At 67.9% G+C, this 17,173-nt stretch carries 10 protein-coding genes and 2 pseudogenes; 11 read left to right on the forward strand and 1 reads right to left on the reverse strand.

Annotated elements, in window-relative coordinates; all coding sequences use genetic code 11:
• From B9S61_RS22810 to B9S61_RS43525, 7 genes and pseudogenes are all read left to right on the forward strand, one after another.
• Nucleotides 1-523 (forward strand): transposase (locus tag B9S61_RS22810; RefSeq protein ID WP_181007444.1); only part of this gene is annotated, 523 nt, incomplete at its 5' end.
• On the forward strand, nucleotides 520-1,182 hold the full coding sequence (locus B9S61_RS22815) for a polyketide synthase dehydratase domain-containing protein (protein ID WP_219819944.1): 663 nt from the start codon (nucleotides 520-522) through the stop codon (nucleotides 1,180-1,182). The genes B9S61_RS22810 and B9S61_RS22815, both read left to right, overlap by 4 nt.
• Before the next feature lie 27 nt (nucleotides 1,183-1,209).
• Nucleotides 1,210-8,412: a beta-ketoacyl synthase N-terminal-like domain-containing protein gene (locus tag B9S61_RS22820; protein ID WP_103543939.1), complete on the forward strand. Its 7,203-nt coding sequence runs from the start codon at nucleotides 1,210-1,212 to the stop codon at nucleotides 8,410-8,412.
• Nucleotides 8,409-10,004, forward strand: coding sequence for a PfaD family polyunsaturated fatty acid/polyketide biosynthesis protein (locus tag B9S61_RS22825; RefSeq protein WP_103543940.1), 1,596 nt, complete (start codon nucleotides 8,409-8,411; stop codon nucleotides 10,002-10,004). Before B9S61_RS22820 ends, B9S61_RS22825 begins: the two co-directional genes overlap by 4 nt.
• Nucleotides 10,005-10,009: 5 nt before the next feature.
• Nucleotides 10,010-11,866, forward strand: coding sequence for an acyl-CoA dehydrogenase family protein (locus tag B9S61_RS22830; RefSeq protein WP_219819945.1), 1,857 nt, complete (start codon nucleotides 10,010-10,012; stop codon nucleotides 11,864-11,866).
• Nucleotides 11,867-11,896: 30 nt separating this feature from the next.
• Nucleotides 11,897-13,681 (forward strand): acyl-CoA dehydrogenase, encoded by a 1,785-nt coding sequence (locus tag B9S61_RS22835; RefSeq protein ID WP_103543942.1) that lies wholly within the window; start codon nucleotides 11,897-11,899, stop codon nucleotides 13,679-13,681.
• Nucleotides 13,682-13,995: 314 nt separating this feature from the next.
• Nucleotides 13,996-14,322 (forward strand): annotated as a pseudogene (locus B9S61_RS43525) (4'-phosphopantetheinyl transferase family protein); the annotation flags it as partial.
• 100 nt (nucleotides 14,323-14,422) lie between these two features.
• Here B9S61_RS43525 and B9S61_RS22845 read toward each other — a convergent pair.
• Nucleotides 14,423-15,082 carry a MerR family transcriptional regulator gene (locus B9S61_RS22845; protein ID WP_103543943.1) on the reverse strand — a complete coding sequence of 220 codons (660 nt, stop codon included), beginning with the start codon at nucleotides 15,080-15,082 and terminating at the stop codon, nucleotides 14,423-14,425.
• Nucleotides 15,083-15,236: 154 nt separating this feature from the next.
• Between B9S61_RS22845 and B9S61_RS22850 the strand changes: the two genes are divergently transcribed.
• From B9S61_RS22850 to B9S61_RS22865, 4 genes and pseudogenes are all read left to right on the forward strand, one after another.
• Nucleotides 15,237-15,653 (forward strand): DUF3291 domain-containing protein, encoded by a 417-nt coding sequence (locus B9S61_RS22850; protein ID WP_103543944.1) that lies wholly within the window; start codon nucleotides 15,237-15,239, stop codon nucleotides 15,651-15,653.
• Between the two features lie 384 nt (nucleotides 15,654-16,037).
• Nucleotides 16,038-16,571 (forward strand): RNA polymerase sigma factor, encoded by a 534-nt coding sequence (locus B9S61_RS22855; protein ID WP_258039801.1) that lies wholly within the window; start codon nucleotides 16,038-16,040, stop codon nucleotides 16,569-16,571.
• A 98-nt stretch (nucleotides 16,572-16,669) separates the two neighbouring features.
• Nucleotides 16,670-16,945: a transposase domain-containing protein gene (locus tag B9S61_RS40990; protein ID WP_258039800.1), complete on the forward strand. Its 276-nt coding sequence runs from the start codon at nucleotides 16,670-16,672 to the stop codon at nucleotides 16,943-16,945.
• A gap of 38 nt (nucleotides 16,946-16,983) precedes the next feature.
• Nucleotides 16,984-17,173, forward strand: a pseudogene (locus B9S61_RS22865) (IS3 family transposase); the annotation flags it as partial.

Here is a 17,173-nt window from a genome sequence, read left to right on the forward strand (position 1 = left end):
CTCGGCACAGGCCAAAGCCGCGAGCGGCTTCGACAAGGCCGCCTTCACCGTCGACTGGAAGACCCGCCAGGCCCGCTGCCCCGAAGGACGGACCAGCAGCGGCTGGTATCCCGTCACCCAGCACGGCCGCGACGCCATCGTCGTGGAATTCGCCAAGGCCGACTGCCGCACCTGCCCCTCCCGCGGCAAGTGCACCGCAGCGGCCCGCGGCAACCGCATGCTCACACTGCGGCCGAAGGAACTGCACGAAACCCTCGCCGCCGCCCGCGCCGAGCAGAAGACCGACTCCTTCAAGACCCGGTACAAGCTGCGGGCCGGGGTGGAGGGCACCGTCAACCAGGCCCTGGACGTCACCGGGATCCGCCGGGCCCGCTACCGCGGACTGCCCAAGGTCCGCCTCCAACACGCCTTCTCCGCCACCGCTATCAACATCGTACGACTCGACGCCCACTGGGCCGGGCAGCCCCTGGACCGCTCACGCAGCAGCCACCTCACCCGACTCAGCTACAAACTCGCCAGTTGACACACGAATTGCGCACCAGAGTCACCCAGCCCAGCGAACTCCGCCTGACCATACGGCCCGGCGCCGTCGCGACAGCGGACGGAACCAGTCAGGCGTACGACGTGACCCTGCACGACGAGACCGGCCGGCCGCGCTACCGCGCACAGGCGGTTCGCGCGAAGCGGTCACCGACGCCGCCTGTAGCGGACCTCCCGCGCCTGGGTAGCGGCAGGCCCGTGACCTACTACGAGGACGGCACGCTCTTCCACGGCCCGTCCCTGCGCGGCATCACTGAGGTACTGGACTCGGGCGAACGGATGGTCCTTGCCGCTCAACTGGCCGACCAGCGCATGGCCTCGGGTGCCTGGCATGCCCCTGCGTACACCCCCGTCCTGGCCGACCTGCTGCTCCAGGCCGTCCTGGTCTGGGCGCGCGAACATCGCGGCGAGGCCGTGCTGCCGACCGCGGTCGGCGAGGTGGAACTGATCGCCGAACTACCCGACGGCGAACCGTTCCTCCTGGTGGTGGACGGCGTCGCCGAGACGAGCAGTGGCTTCCGGTGCACGGTGACCGCGTGTGCTCCCGACGGCCGCGTCCTGCAGCGTTTCCGCGACGTCGAAGCAGTGCCGAGCCCAGGGCTCGGAGCGAAGTTCCGGTCCGCAGCGGCCGATCGGTCCTGACGAGTCGAGTGGGAGAACTGGAAAGTCATGTCCAGCACACACCGCAGAACATCCGGCCCCGATGAGCCCATCGCCATTGTGGGGATGGCCTGCCTGCTTCCGGGCGCGCACACCCCGGAGGAATTCTGGGAAGGGCTGCTCGCCGGCGACGACCACCGCACCGAGGGAGGCCAGGAGGTCTTCGGGACCGATCCCGGCACTCCCGGCGGGTGGGGTGATGCCGAGCACCGGATCACCGCGACCCGCGGAGGATTCGTCCAGGAACCGCAGATCGACCTGGAGGGCCTGCACATCGCGGCCGATGAACTGGCCTCACTGGACCGGGTGGCGCGATGGTCGCTGCACGTCGCTCGCCAGGCACTTGCAGACGCCGGTGTGACAGAGCGGTCGCAGAGCCTGGCCCGTACCGGGCTCGTGCTGGGCAACTACTCCTTCCCCACCGACTCGTCGGTGCGCTTGTGCACGCCACAGGTACGGCAGGCGGTCACCGAGGGGCTGGCCCGCGCCGGACTCCCGGTGCCCGCCGCCGCCGGCGAACCCGAGCCCGAACCTGCCGCCGAGAACCTGTGGCCCTTTGGATACCCCGCGATCGTGACCGCCAACGCCCTGGGCCTGAGCGGGCCGCGCCTCGCACTCGACGCGGCTTGTTCCTCGGCGCTGTACGGGATGTCCCTGGCCCGGGACTACCTCGCCACCGGCCGAGCCGACGTCATGGTGGCCGGGGCGGTCTGCGCCCCGGACCCGCTCCTGATCCACCTGTCCTTCTCCGACCTCCACGCCTATCCCGACAACGGCGTCAGCCAGCCCTTCGACAATCGTTCCGCTGGAATCGTCACCGGCCAGGGCGCCGGAGTCTTCGTCCTCAAGCGGCTGTCCGACGCACTGCGCGACGGCGACCGGGTGCACGCGGTCCTGGACGCCATGGGGCTCACCAATGACGGTGCGGGCAAGCACCTGCTGAGCCCGAACGTCACCGGCCAGCTCGGCGCGTACGAGAAGGCATACACGCACATCGACCCGGCCTCGGTCGACTACATCGAGTGCCACGCCACCGGCACGCCGCTGGGCGACGCCACCGAACTCATCGGCCTGACCGACTACTTCACTGCCCAGGGCCGCACTCCGCCGCTGCTGGGCTCGGTGAAGGGCAACGTGGGGCACCTGCTGACGGTGGCGGGATTCACCAGCGTGCTCAAGACGGTCCTCGCCCTGCAGAAAGGCCTCATACCTGGCACCCCTGGCGTCATACACCCGCTGCGCCCTGCCGGTGGCGAGGCAGCGGCGGAGCAGCTCGTCCTCAGCACGCGCCGGTGGCCCGACCGGCCCGGTCCACGCCGCGCTGCCGTCTCGGCCTTCGGCTTCGGCGGCACCAACGCGCACCTTGTCCTCTCGGCCGTCGACACGGCCGAGGTCAAGCGCCCGTCCGCGCCGTCCGCCAAGACGGCGCCGGTTGAGGAGCAGGCCGCGAAGCAACCGCGCATGGCCGTGGTGGGTCTCGGGGCGTGCCTCGGGCCGTTGGCCGGCACGGGCGCGCTGGCACGGACGGTGCGCACCGGCCGGTCCGCTCTCGTCGAGCGCCCGCAGGACCGCTGGTACGGAGCGGACCAGCTGGCGTCCGGTCCGCTCGTGGGAACAGGGGCGGAGGACACCGACCAGTTGGGCGGTTACCTCGACACCGTCGATGCGCACCCTCGCACGTATCGCATCCCGCCGAACGAGCTGGCCCAGGCCAACCCACAGCACCTGGCGCTCTTCGAGGCGGCCGAACAAGCACTCACCGACGCCGGATACCTCGTACCACCCCCGGGAACCAAGGCCGACGAGCTGCCTGAACGCAGGGTCGCCGTCGTCGTGGCCATGGAGATGGAACCGCACACCCACACGCACCGGGCACGCTTCGACATTGGCGCTCACGTGCGTGCGGAGTGCGCCCGCGCCGGGGTGTCCCTGAACGACGAGCAGCTGGACCAGCTGGAGGCGTCGGTGCGCGGGGCCGTGCACGACCCCATTGGCGCCAACGAAGTACTCAGCTACATCGGCAACATCATGGCCAGCAGGGTCTCGTCCTCCCGCAACCTCACCGGCCCGTCCTTCACGGTCGCCGCCGACGGCACGGCGGGAGTACGCGCCCTGGAGGTGGCGGGGCTGCTTCTCCTCGACCCGACCATCGAAGCCGTACTCGTCGGAGGCGTGGACCTGGCCGCCGGCGCGGAGAGCACCCGGGCCAGGGCCCGGATCGCCACGCGCCGCGGTGAGCAACTGCCGCCGCTGGGCGACGGAGCGGCCGCTGTCGTCGTCACCCGGGAGACTGATATCGAGCGGGACACGCCCAGCAGCATCGGGGACGAGGCCGACGGTCCCACCAGCCGTCGCGTGTATGCGACCGTCGACGCCGTTCGAGTCCACACCGATGCCACGAAGGCCGCTGCCATCGCGGGAGCCGCACAGCAGGCACTGGATGAGGCAGGCGTCGACGCCGACGAGGTGGCGTACCTCGAACTGGGTGGAGCAGCGCGCGACGCCCGGCAGAGTGAAGCGGCCGCTCTCGCGTCCGTGTACCGGACGACCGGGCCTGACGACGACCGGTACGGGTGTGCCCTGGGCAGCACCACGGCCCTGGTGGGCTACACGGGTTGTGCCGCTGCGCTGGCCGCACTGGTCGCTGCCTCTCTGGCCGTGCACCACGCGGAGTTCCCCGCCGCCCCGGCTGGACTGCTCGACGTGGAGGAGCCGGCGTTCGCGGACGCTCGCTTCACTCTTCTCGGAGAGCCGCAGCCTTGGCTTCTCGAGCGGAGCGGCGCACGCAGGACAGCGGCGTTGAGTGTTCTGGGCGACGTGGGTCCGGCCGGGGCCACAGCTGCCCATGTCGTACTGCGGGGCACGTCGAACCCGGGAGCGACGGGACGTCCGGAGACCGACTGGATGGCAGGACCGGGAATCTGGATGCTGCCGGTCTCGGCTGACGACGGCGCCGGACTGGCCGCTGCAGTGCGTGAGCTGCGTGCAGATCTCTCGGAGCGAGGCGCCGAACATGTGGTCCGTCGGGCGGCCCACATGCCACGTTCCGGACGGTACACAGCGGTGCTCGTCGCCGCGGACACCGACCGGCTCGCTGCCGAACTCGCCGCTGCTGAAAGGGACCTGCCCAAGGTCGTCGCGGCGGGCGGCGAGTGGAGTACCCCCGCCGGCAGCTACTTCACCGCACGGCCGATGGGACCCGACGGTCGCGTCGCGTTCGTCTACCCGGGCGCCTTCACCACTTACCCCGGTGCGGGACGCGACCTGTTCCGGCTCTTCCCCGGTCTGCTCACCGGCTTCGAGCGCGAGGCCGACCAGCCGGCCCAGCGTTTCAAGCACCGCTCGCTGTACCCGCGGTCTCGTGGCCCGGTGGGGCGGAGCGATCTCATGCGGTGCGAGGCGGAGCTCATCGAGAACATCCCCGTCATGCTGGCCGCCGGTACCAACTTCGCGGTACTGCACACCCGACTGCTCCGGGACGTCCTGGGCATCGAGCTGCACGGCGGTTTCGGTTACAGCCTCGGCGAGTCCAGCATGCTGTTCGCGACCGGGGTATGGGCCGAATCAACACGCGACGACGCCGCGCTGGCGGCCAGCCCGCTGTTCCAGAACCGGCTGCGCGGACGCAAGGAGCGCGTGCGCGAGTCGTGGGCGCTGCCTGAAGAGACCCTTGACTCCGAGGTGTGGACGACACGGGTGCTTCTGGCCGGGCCCGACACCGTCCGGGCAGCGATGACGGACCTGGACCGGGTCTTCCTCACCCACGTCAACACGCCTCACGAAGTCGTGATCGCGGGTGATCCCGGGCAGGTGCGGAGCCTCGTCGAGAAGCTGGACTGTCAGTCGGCCAGGCCGCCAGCGAACCACGTCATGCACTGCTCCGTGGTCGACCCGGAACTCGCGGACCTGGCCGCATTGAACGACTACCCCCTCAGCGAGCAGGCCCCCGGACTGGAACTGCTCTCTGCCTACGACTACGACACCGTGCCTGTCACGGACCGCACGGCACTGTCCGAACGGATCGCCCAGACCCTGCGCTCCACGATCGACTTCGCCCGCCTGGCAGAGACCGCCTACGGCCGGGGCTACCGCTACTTCGTGGAAGTCGGACCGGGGGCCACGTGCACACGCTGGATCTCCGAGACACTCGGCGACCGCCCCCACGTCGCGATCTCGATGGAACGCCGCGGGGCCACGGTCGGCACCGCGCTGGCCCAGGCCCTGGCCCGCCTGATCAGTCACGGTCTGCCGGTCGACCTCGGTGTCCTCTTCCCGGCCGAGCCCAGCGCCGTACGTCGCTCACCGGTCGTCTCCGTCTCGTGTGGCGGCGAACCGATCGTCACCCGAGTGGAACGTGCCGCAGGCCAGGTCCTCCAGGCGAACAACGCCACCCACCCCGTCGAAACCACCGAGGTAACCACTCTCATGAGCACCGTGCCCGGCAGCCCGCCGAGCGACGTGGCCCTGCCCGAAGCGACGGACGTTTACGACGCGATCGTCATTGAGGGCGAACCCTTCGTCTACCTGCCGGAACCGCTGGCCGAACGCAGCCCCGAGCAACAACCGGCCCTGGCGGCGGCAGGGGTGCCCGCCGACGGCGGATTCCGTCCGCTGCAGGCCCTGGCGGCGAGCGTGGCACACGCACACCGGGCCGCTCTGCGTGCCCAACACGCTGTTCTCGACGCCTCCATGCGGAATCTGACGAGTCCTCCGCCGTTGCCCAGCATCATGCCTGCTCCTTGGGCTCCCACGGTAACGCTCCCTGCCGCACTGCCCGCCCCCGGCGATCACGAGCCGACCCTCAAGCCCGTCCTGTGGGACGAGGCCGACCTCCTGGAATTCGCCCGAGGCCGGGTGGCCCCTGTCTTCGGCCTGGCCTTCGAAGAAGTCGACACCTACCCGCGGCGTTGCTGGCTGCCCGAGCCCCCGTACCACTTCGTCAGCCGGGTCACCCACCTCAAGGGCGAGACGGGCGTCTTCGAACCGTCCGAGATCACCACCGAGTACGACGTACCGATCGGGGCCTGGTACACCGTAGATGGTCTGGTTCCGTGCGCGGTCACCATCGAGGCCGGTCAGTGCGACATGCTCCTGATCAGCTATCTGGGCATCGACTTCCGCAACCGCGGAGAGCGCCTGTACCGGCTGCTGGACAGCCGACTCGTCTTCCACGGCAGCCTGCCGCGCGCGGGTCAGACCCTGCGGTACGACATCAAGATCGACCGCTTCGTCTGGAACGGCGACAGCCTTCTGTTCTTCTTCAACTACCGCTGCTACGCCGACGGCGAGCTGATCCTCGAACTCCTCGACGCCTGTGCGGGCTTCTTCACCCCCGCCGAGCTCGAAGACTCTCTGGGCGTGGTGGAGACCAAGGCCGACATCGCCCGTCGTGCGGCGATGACCCCGACCTGGTTCAAGCCGCTCGCGCGGACAGCACGTACGAGCCTGAGTGGAGCCGACCTCGAACTGCTCGCCGACGGACGACCGGGCGAGGTCTTCGGCCCTCGCTGGGATCAGCGCGCGGACGGCCTGAACCGCTCGCTGCGGCTGCCCGACACCATGCTGCGCATGATCGACGAGATCACCGAGATCGACCGTCTCGGCGGCCCGCGCAAGATCGGCCACCTCACCGCGCACAAGCGACTGGACCCGGACGCCTGGTACTTCGCCTGCCACTTCACCGGCGACCCGGTTCTCGCGGGATCGCTGATCGCCGAGGGCGGCGTGCAGATCCTCCAGACCTACGCGATGTACCTGGGCATGCACCTGGTCTTCCCCGATGCCGAGTTCCAGGCCATCCCAGGCCTGGAGACCGAGGTGAAGGTGCGCGGCCAGATCACCCCGGACACCCGGGAGGTGCGCTACGAGGTCGACATCATCGAGCTGACCATGCTGCCGCGCCCTTCTGTCGTGGCCGACATCACCGTGTACGACGGTGACAAGCCGATCGTGGCGATGCGCAACTTCGGTGTCCGCGTCCAGGAGAAGCCCGGTACGCCGTACCGGCCGGAGGTCGGGGGCATTCCTGCCTTCCTCGGCCGTCGTAACGAGCGTGGCGAGGCCGCGTTCATCAACGAACTGCACCTCGCGCACGCGGCCAAGGGCGATCTCGCCACGGCCATGGGCAAGGAGTTCGAGATCTATGCCGACCGGCGCGCTCCGTACATTCCCAATGGGGACTTCCAGTTCGTCGACCGGATCATGCGTCTTGACGGTACGCGCGGTGAGCTGAAGCCCGGGGCGACCATGGCCACCGAGTACGACTCGCCTCCAGAGGCCTGGTACTACGCCGACAACGGGCCGGCAGGGATGCCCAACTGCGTGGTGATGGAGACCTCGCTGCAAGCGGCCATCCTCCTTGGCTACTACCTGGGCGCGACGCTGGCCAGCCCGGACGAGGAACTGGCGATCCGCAACCTCGACGGCCGCGCGACCTTCGTCAAACAACTCGACCTGCGCGGCAAGACCATCCGTCACGAGTCCGAACTGCTCTTCAGCCAGGCGGTACCCGGCGCGACCCTGCAGAACTTCCGTTACCGGCTGCTCGCCGATGACGAGGTGTTCTACGAGGGAGAGTCGCTCTTCGGGTACTTCACCGACCAGGCCCTCTCCAACCAAGGCGGCCTGGATTCGGGCCAGTACGTGGCGCCTTGGCTGGAGACCGCCGGTGAGGACCTCGATGCTTCAGGGACACGCGAGCTGCCGGTCCGGTCCGACGACCGCTGGTTCACCCCGCAGACCGGCACCGGTCTGCGGCTCGGTGACAGCCACCTGCGCCTCGTCGACCACGTCACGCTCGTCGCGGAGGGCGGAGAGCACGGTGCCGGGTACCTGTTCGGTCGTCGTCACATCGACACCGACGACTGGTACTTCGGCTGCCACTTCCACCGTGACCCGGTGATGCCCGGATCACTCGGCGTCGAGGCCGTACTCCAGGCCCTCCAGCTCTACGTCATCGACGCGGGCCTGGCCGAGGACATGGGCGCGGTGCGCTTCGCTGTGCCGCGCGACGTGGAGATGCAGTGGAAGTACCGAGGCCAAATTCTGGGTACGGACGGCGAGATGACCCTCGACGCCCACATCAAGGAGGTCCGGCGCAGCGGTGACCGCCTGGTCGTCATCGCCGACGCGAGCGTCTGGAAGCCGGGCCTGCGCATCTACGAACTGATCGACATAGCCGTCGAGGTCGTGCCCGCCGAGGAGGAAAAGTGACAGCGACCACCCACCACACGACCGCGGCTCCCGGCGCCGTCCGCACGGACACGGCCGGCATCCACCAAGCCCTGAGCCGGCTGGAACAGCCCTGCTACATCGTGGACACCGGTCAGGGCATCGGCGCGACCAGCGCGGCCCTCGGCCCTTCCGGACGCATCGTCACGGCTGTCGGACCTCTGGCCCCCGAGTCCCTCGGATCCAGCGGGTTCCGAGCGCGGCACGGCGTGCGGTACGCGTACATGGGGGGTGCGATGGCCGGCGGTATCGCATCGGAGGACCTCGTCATCGCGCTGGCCCGGTCGGGTGCGCTGGCGTCGTTCGGAGCGGCGGGACTGCTGCCGGAGCGCATCGAAAGGGCTCTGTCCCGCTTCGCCTCCGAGATCCCGGGACTGACCTACGCGGCGAACCTGATCCACAGCCCCAGCGAGGACGCACTCGAACGCGACGGCGTCGAGCTGTTCCTGAAGCACCAGGTGCGCTGCGTCGAGGCATCCGCCTTCATGGACCTGACCCCGCACGTCGTACGCTACCGCGCCGCCGGCCTCCACCGTGCAGCCGACGGTCGTGTCCACACCGCGAACCGGCTCATCGCCAAGGTGTCCCGCACCGAGGTGGCGGAGCGCTTCATGCGACCGGCCCCGGAGGCCGTCCTCACCGACCTGGTGGCGCGTGGACTGATCACGGCCGAGCAGCGCGACCTGGCGAGGCAGGTGCCGATGGCCGACGACATCACCGCCGAGGCCGACTCGGGCGGACACACCGACCGACGCCCGCTGACCGCGCTCTTTCCAGCGCTGCTGCGCACCCGCGACACCGTCCAGCGGGAACTGCGCTACGACCGCGTGATCGGAGTCGGAGCCGGAGGTGGCATCGGCACTCCGCGGGCCGCAGCGGCGGCGTTCGCCATGGGAGCCGACTACGTCGTCGTCGGCTCGGTCCACCAGTCCTGCCTCGAGTCCGGTACCTCCGATGCCGCGCGTCGCCTGCTGGTCGGCGCCGGACTCGCCGACTTCGAGATGGCCCCCGCGGCCGACATGTTCGAACTCGGGGTGGAGCTTCAGGTCCTCAAGAAGGGCACCCTCTTCCCGATGCGCGCCAAGAAGCTCTACGACCTCTACAAGGCGTACGACGGGATCGAGGCGCTGCCCGCCGACGAGCGGCAGCGCCTGGAGAAGCAGATGTTCCGCCGCTCGCTGGACGAGATCTGGACCGAGGTCGAGCAGTACTTCGGCCGGCGGGACCTCGGGCAACTGCAGAGAGCTCAGGCGTCGCCGCGGCGCCGGATGGCGCTGATCTTTCGCTGGTACCTGGGTATGGCGTCGCGCTGGGCCGTGACCGGAGAGGCGGACCGAACCGCCGACTATCAGGTGTGGTGCGGCCCGGCGATGGGCGACTTCAACGAGTGGGTACGCGGCACCTACCTGGCGGCGCAGGAGAACCGCCGGGCCGCCGACGTCGCCCACCACCTCATGCGCGGTGCCGCGTTCACGGCCCGGGTGAACCAGTTGGCCACGAGCGGCGTGCGACTGCCCGCCGCCTGTACTGAATACGTGCCGACCCCCGGCACCACCCGGGAGGAGGGACGATGACGACCATGCCTCCCGACGCCGTGTCCAGGCAGCCGGATTCCTCGAATGCGGGCTGGCAGCCCTACACCGCTGTGACGCTGCTCGACCAGGAGCTGGGCGATCCACGGGACCCGGCCAACCCCTACGGCTTCGCGGCCATGGTGAGACGGGATGCCACCGAGTCCTTTCCCGAAGAACTGGCGGACAGAGTGGGACCGTGGCTGCGAACGTCCTTCGTCCCGACAGCTGCCGGCGGCGACCTGGTGTCGATGGACCACACGCTGATGCTGGTGCGTGCCGCGGCGCGCCGTGATGTTGCCGTCATGCCGGCCACGATGTTCAGCATCACGGCGGCGAGTTGTGTGCTGGCAGCCGGGTCTGCGGAGCAGCGAGAGCGGGTGATCCGGCTCCTGCGCTCGGGTGGTTCCATCGGCTTCGCCCTGTCCGAGGTCTCTCATGGCAGTGACCTGCTCGCCAACTCCTGTTCCGCGACACCGGACACGGACCGAATGGGAGACTCCGGCGAAGGTCGGCCTACAGGTTTCGCGCTCAACGGTGACAAGTGGCTGGTGGGGCTGGGCGAGCGATGCGAGGCCCTGCTGGTGGTGGCCCGTACCGGCCGTCGTGGCCCCGCAGCCTTCTCGACCCTGCTCCTCGAAGGCAGCGAGGTGGACAAAGCCAGATCGGGTGTCCGTCAGCGCTCGTCCGGGATGCGCGGCATCGACTTCGCGGGCTTCACCTTCGAAGGGCTGCAGGTAGGCGACGAGGCCCTGGTCGGCGAGGCTGGACACGGCCTGGAGACGGCCATGAAGGCCATGCAGGTAGTGCGCGCGATGAGTACGGCGGCCAACCTCGCCTCTACGGACACCGCTCTCCGACTGACCTGTGACTTCGCCACGACCCATCGGATAGGCGATGACCGTGCGATCGATCTGCCTTACACCCGACGGGAGTTGGCCACGGCCGCCGCCCTTCTGCTGGCCGGTGACATCGTGGCGCTCACCGCCGCGCGCGGGCTCCACGCACTGCCCGCAGCGCAAAGTCTGTGGTCGAGCGTGGCGAAGAAGATCCTCACTGACACCTCCGAGGAGATCTTCGCCCGATGCGCGGACGTCCTCGGAACTCGCTCCGTGCTGCGTGAGGGCCCCTATGCCGCCTTCGACACCGTACGGCGGGACAACGCCATGGTCCGCTACATCGACACCAGCCCGATCGCCAACTCGCGTTTGATCACAGCACATTTGGGTCGGCTGATGGCCACGTGGAAGTCATCCGCAGACACGGTTCCGCCAAATCTGCGCGCCTTGACGTCAAACGGGCTCGCGCAGGTCTTCATCGCCGGACTGCCCCTGCCTGCCCTGCGGGTCGACCAGCTCGCACTCTCGGACCGGGGCCCGGACGTCGTACTGTCCGGGCTGCCCGCAGTCGCCGAAGCCGTCCGAGGCGCAGTCACCGGTGGATCCAGCGCCACCGTCGGCGATGCGGCACGGGTAACCGTGCTGACGCGCCAACTCGAACGAGCCATGGACGGGCTGTTCCATGAAGTCTCCTGGCGGCGGCAGCACCGCTCGAAACAGGACAACCAAATGGAACTGGGCGACCTCGCCGATCAACTCTGCTTCCTGCACGCAGCGGCGAGCTGTATCCACCTTTGGTGGTTCAACCAAGACAGGCCCCTGTTCGGCCTGCCGCCAGGGAGCATCGCATGGCTGACCCCCGTCCTGGCGGTTCTGCTGGCGCGCGCCAATGGCCGCAACACGCCACTGCCCGAACCGGAGACCGAGCAGCTCCTGGACGTTGTACTGCCGCTGTACGAGAGCGACCGGATGTTCTCGTCTACGGCACCCCGGCTAGCCGGCCCCGCCCCGGCGCCCGTGGAGTGAACAGTGGCCCTACGAGAAAGGAAGTCCTCCGTGACAGTAGCCCGCCTGGTCGCTCTCGGAGAGAAGCTTGAAGGCCACTTGGGAGACCCGCACGACGGCGACAGCCCCATGTCCTTCAAGAAGGTCCTGGCCTTCGACGAACATGAAGAATGTCCCTACCAGTTGACCAGCCTCCTTCAGGCGTGGGGCATCCATGAGTACTGCCTCCCCGAACGGTGGGGAGGTCGGGCAGGCGACGTCGAGGTCGGATTCAACCTGGTGCGCCTGGTGGCCCGCCGGGATCCGACCACAGCCACCGCCCTGATGATCACCAACGTGGCCTTCATGCCTGCCTGGATCGCAGCCACTGACGAGCAGGGCCGCGCTGCGGTCCGCGACGTCAACCACGGGGCCCGGATGTCGTGGGGGCTGTCAGAAAGACGGCACGGCAGTGACGTACTGGCCAACGAGATGCGCGCAGAGCGAGTCCCCGGCGGCTATCTGCTGACCGGCGAGAAGTATCTGATCGGCAATGCCACTATCGCGGACGTGGTGACCGTTCAGGCGCGCACGAACGAACGCGGCGGACCCGCTGGATGGTCCATCTTCTCCCTGGACAAGCGCCAGTGCCCGGCCGGCATCGTGACCTCACTGCCGAACGAACGACTCCACGGCCTGCGCGCCCTGGACATGAGCGGCATCCGCCTCGACGGAGTCTTCGTCCCGGAGAGCAGCCTCATCGGCGCCGAGGGACAGGGCCTCGAACTGGCCCTCAGAAGCGCCCAGGTGGCCCGGACGGTCATCAGCAGCATCGCGCTCGGCGCCGTGGACACCGCGCTCCGGTTGACCATGGACTTCGCAACGGAGAGAGAGATCTTCGGCCAGAAGGTGGTCGACATTCCCTACTCCAGACGGCAACTCGCCGAGTGCTTCGCCGATCTGATGCTCGCCGACGCCGTCAGCACGGGCGCGGTCCGCGGACTGCAGTCCAACCCCGAGCAGGCCAGCATCTACTCCTCGGTCGTGAAGTACTTCGTGCCCACCTTGCTGGAACGCACCATGGCGCAGCTTTCCGTGGTGCTGGGAGCACGGCTCTACCTGCGCTCCCACCCGCACTTCGGCGTCTTCCAGAAGATGCTTCGTGACCTGGCGGCTGTGCTCTTTGTCGACGGCAACACCGTCGTCAACCTCAAGAACATCGCCGTACAGCTGGAAGGGCTCCTCGCCACGGCACACGCGGGCGACGACACAGTACGCGCCGACGCCGTGGCCCGAGCCACCACCATGTTCGATCTGACCGCGCCGCTGCCGACGTGGCGCCCCGGAGAACAACTTCTGATCAGCCGGGGCAAGGACGACGCACTGCTGGCGCTGCCTGACGCGCTCGACCGGTTGAGAGCACTCGCGGACCGGCAGCCCGAGCCTCGTCAGCAGGAGCTGTACCACCGCGCTGCCGATGTCGGCGCCCGTCTCCTCAAGGAGTTCGACCGCCTCCGCACCGAAGCAGCACGGATCAAGCACGAGGAGGGGCGTGGATACGCCTCCTCCGCAGAGCAGTTTCGCCTGGCCGAGCAGTACTGCGCACTTCACTCCGGTGCAGCGGCTGTCCAGCTGGCAGTTCGCTCGCAGGGGGCGCTGGGTGAGGAGTTTCCCGACGCGGCGGTGCTCCTGCTCTGCCTGGAACGGGTGTGGCGGCTGTTGTACCCCGCAGAGTCGGTGACGGATGCTGCCGTGGTCGACCAAGTGGTGCGGGTGCTGCGCACCCTGCACACCGAATCACGGCTCTTCTCCCACTGGCCCATACATGTTCAGTCGTCCAGCGATTGGGCAGCGTGAGCGATCTGGGAAGTCTCCACGACGTCGAAGTCTGGCTGCTGCCCGAGGCCGAAGTCGAAGGGCTTGAGGAGAAGGCACACGCGGTGCTCTCGCCGGACGAGAGCAGGCGCTGGGCCAGACTGCGTACAGAAGCGGCACAGCGTCGGCACCTCGGTGCCCGGCTGCTGTGCCGCTCCGTTTTGGCCGCCCATTCCGGGGCTGAGCCGGCACAACTCTGCTTCAGGCGGGGGCACTTCGGCAGACCCGAGTTGGAGCCGAACCCGTGGGGGCTGCGTTTCAACCTCACTCATACCGAGGGACTCATCGCCTGCGTGGTGACCGACGGCCTGGCGTGCGGCATCGACGTCGAGCGGGAACTGGTCGACCCAAGTGTGGTGCGCTACGGGGTGGAAAGACTGGCGCCGCAGGAGCGTGCTCGACTGGACGCTCTTCCACCTTCCGTACGCGCCCGGGAATTTGTTGAGGTGTGGGTGCTCAAGGAGGCCTATACGAAGGCACTCGGGGCCGGGTTCCAGTACGGCTTCCACAGCTTCCAGTTGAGCCCCAACCCCGCGGGAGATCCGCTGCTGGACGACCCTCGCCTGACCGAACACGAAGTCGGTCGCTGGCAGTTCACCCTGTCGACTCTCTGGACCGGCCATCGGCTGGCCCTGGCGGTGCGCCGGCGCGAGAACGGTCCAGCGCCGGCTCCAGTGACGTTCCGGTTCTTTCCGTCCGGCGATGTTGTCGAACCGCGTCCCTCTACTCCGTGTCGCTCTCCCTGGCCAACTGATCGGAGCGCGGATATCGCTGGGCCGCTTCATGCTCCTGAGCGAGCCGACGCAGCGTGGCGAGCACCGGCTCGAGCAGCACGGTCCGGACAATGACACGCTCGGCGATGGCCATGCGGTCTTCGAACCCCGCCACTTGGTCGAGATCAAGCCGTGCAGTCGCATGAGCCAACTCCGCGTACGGGAGCAGGCCCTCCGCAGTCCAATCGACGCCCATGAGGGAGAGCGCTTTCTGTCCAGCGGCCAAGCACTCGATGTAGGGCGTGTCGCCCACGAGTTCCCAGCCTGCAGCTTTGATCAGTGCTTGGGCTTCAGCCACGAACTTCTCGTCCACGTCCTCGTGCGCTTCCGCGGGGAACGGGGACGGGAGGGCGTAGTGCGCCAGCCCCAGGGACTTGAGTAGCGTGACCGGCTCATCCATTGCCCTCAGTACCTTTCCCGTCGCGGCGACGGAGAGACCGCCGACAGAGATAAGGGCGCGGGCGAGAAGCAGTCGCCTGAGGCTGTTCTCGCTGTATTCGGCCTGGTTGCGTGCGGTGTGTGTGCCTGTAGGGAGGAGTCCTTCTCGCAGGTAGTACTTGATCGTTGGGATCGAAACGCCACTGCGGCGGCTGAGCTCGGAGATCTTCATGCGGCTCCTCACGCTCCATTTATGACTCTAGGCAGGATCCCTGACCGGATTTCCCTGTGAAGGAGCTGGGATCGGTAGACGAGGCAAACCGAAAGTGGCAGTATCCACTATCGGATAGTCACTATATCCGTTCTGGCGGCCCTGAGGAGAGAGCATGCCAACGCTTCCCTGGATCACTCCGAACCTTCCCGACGGACACTCCGAAGCAGTGATCATGGCGTCCCGTCTGGAAGTGAAGTCCCTTCTGCACGTCCCGGGCTTCCTCCTGAAGTCCCTGGCCGCCTGGCGTCAAGTCGCCAAAGTGCAGGGGTCGTTCGGCGCCTCGCTGATCGCCGACCCGTTCAAGGGGGTCTTCTGGACCCTCTCGGCGTGGGACGGGCAGGAGAGCCTGTACGCCTATGCGAGGACCGACCCCCACAAGAGGATCGTTGAGGGCCTTCGCCCGGTGATGAAGGTCTCGCACTTCGTCTTTTGGACGGCCCCTGTCGAGGATCTGCCGATCGGCTGGGCGGACGCCAAGGAGCGCCTGGCGAAGCACCGGGCCGAAAAACCTCAGGGCACGCATACGTGAAGCAGCCTGGCGGAACGGGGGTAATGGGGCCTCTGCGCCTGCCGCAGGCCGCTGCCCGGGGGCTGTGAAAACTCTGTACGGTGCCGGCCCGGGCAGGGTGAACGACGATTCTGGGCCACATCGGGGCTTTCGGTTAAGAGCTTGCTGTCGAGAGTTGAAAAGGTGGTCCAGTCCCTCGGTCCGGGCCGGTTCGAGTGGCGCCTGAACGCTCCTGTCTGGGGTGTTGAGATCGGGCGGCAATGAGGCCGCCGTGAGTGATTTTGGGTGTAACGGGAGGAATGCATGGGGGACTCCGATGCAAGGAACAAGGGGCGAGCGTTAGCTATGCGGGCCACCAAAGTTCGTGTTCCGGAGCAGCGGGTGTGCGCCGACCTTGGGCAGCTGATGGATCGCTGCCGAGCCGGAGACGGGAGAGCATGGGAGCAGTTGATACAGCTGTACAGCCCCGTCGTGTGGACTGTCGTGCGCTCACACGGTCTCAAGCAGGCAGACTGTGAAGACGTCTACCAGCTCACTTGGCAGAGGCTCGTTGAGCACATTCATTCGCTGAAGCAACCCGGCAGGGTGGCCGCGTGGCTGGTCACTGTGGCCAAACGTGAGGCGATCAGCCGCTCTCGGCAAACTCGGAGGGTGGTCAGTGTTCCAGATCCGGCTGACTTCATTCTCGCCTCGGACATGACCGCGCCGGCTCCCGAGGAGCGGGCCATTGCCCGTGCGGACTCGCAGCGTCTTCGCGCTGCCATAAGAAGTCTTCCAGAGGAGCATCAGGTGCTCCTGGGCCTGCTCTTCGCCGAACCTCCCCTCAGCTATGACTACATAGCCGAAGCGTCGGGAATGGCGCGTGGGTCGATCGGCCCCACTCGACGCCGGATCCTCGCCAAAATGCGGTGCGAGTTAGCGGGCGAGGAGATCGGCTGAAGGGCGACGGCATCGAAGGCCGGTCGGGGTACAGCCCAACGTCGCTTCCTTGCCGGGTGATCGTTTGGGATCCGGGGCTTGTGGCTCGTGATCATGTGGTGGGGGATGGCTTCCCGGAGCGGATACGGATCGGCGCGTTGGCACGGACGTTCACGCCGGAGCTGGTGGACTTCGCGATCGAGGAGGCCGGTGCGCGGGAACGCGCGGTGAAGTCGTTGCCCGCGCGGCTGGTGGTTTACTTCACCCTCGCCATGTGGCTGTTCACCTCGGTCGGGTACGGCGGGGTGCTGCGGGAGTTGGTGGAGCACTGGCCGCTCAAGCGGGGCGAGAAGTCCCTCTCTGGCAACGTAGGACGAGGCAGGCATACTGGATGATTCATTGAGTCGAGGGCGGAGAGGGAGTAGTGCTCGTAGTGGCCAGCACCAACGACCACGGGACCCCGGATCCGCAGGTGACACCCCGCGCGGCCGGTCATCGCCGGTACTCGGCGGCGTACAAGGCGCGGATCTTGGCCGAGTACGAAGGGATCGACAAGCAGGCCAAGGGCGCCTTGCTGCGGCGCGAGGGCCTATATTCGTCGCTGATCACAACCTGGCGTCAGC

Source organism: Streptomyces sp. SM1 (genome assembly GCF_002910825.1).
Classification (GTDB): domain Bacteria; phylum Actinomycetota; class Actinomycetes; order Streptomycetales; family Streptomycetaceae; genus Streptomyces; species Streptomyces okerensis.

Excerpts from the sequence above, each read along its gene's own strand:
- B9S61_RS22855 (WP_258039801.1), top strand. The coding sequence starts at position 16,038 with ATGGATCGCTGCCGAGCCGGAGACGGGAGAGCATGGGAGCAGTTGATA.
- B9S61_RS22820 (WP_103543939.1), top strand. The coding sequence starts at position 1,210 with ATGTCCAGCACACACCGCAGAACATCCGGCCCCGATGAGCCCATCGCC.
- B9S61_RS22845 (WP_103543943.1), bottom strand. The coding sequence starts at position 15,082 with ATGAAGATCTCCGAGCTCAGCCGCCGCAGTGGCGTTTCGATCCCAACG.
- B9S61_RS22830 (WP_219819945.1), top strand. The coding sequence starts at position 10,010 with ATGCCTCCCGACGCCGTGTCCAGGCAGCCGGATTCCTCGAATGCGGGC.
- B9S61_RS22850 (WP_103543944.1), top strand. The coding sequence starts at position 15,237 with ATGCCAACGCTTCCCTGGATCACTCCGAACCTTCCCGACGGACACTCC.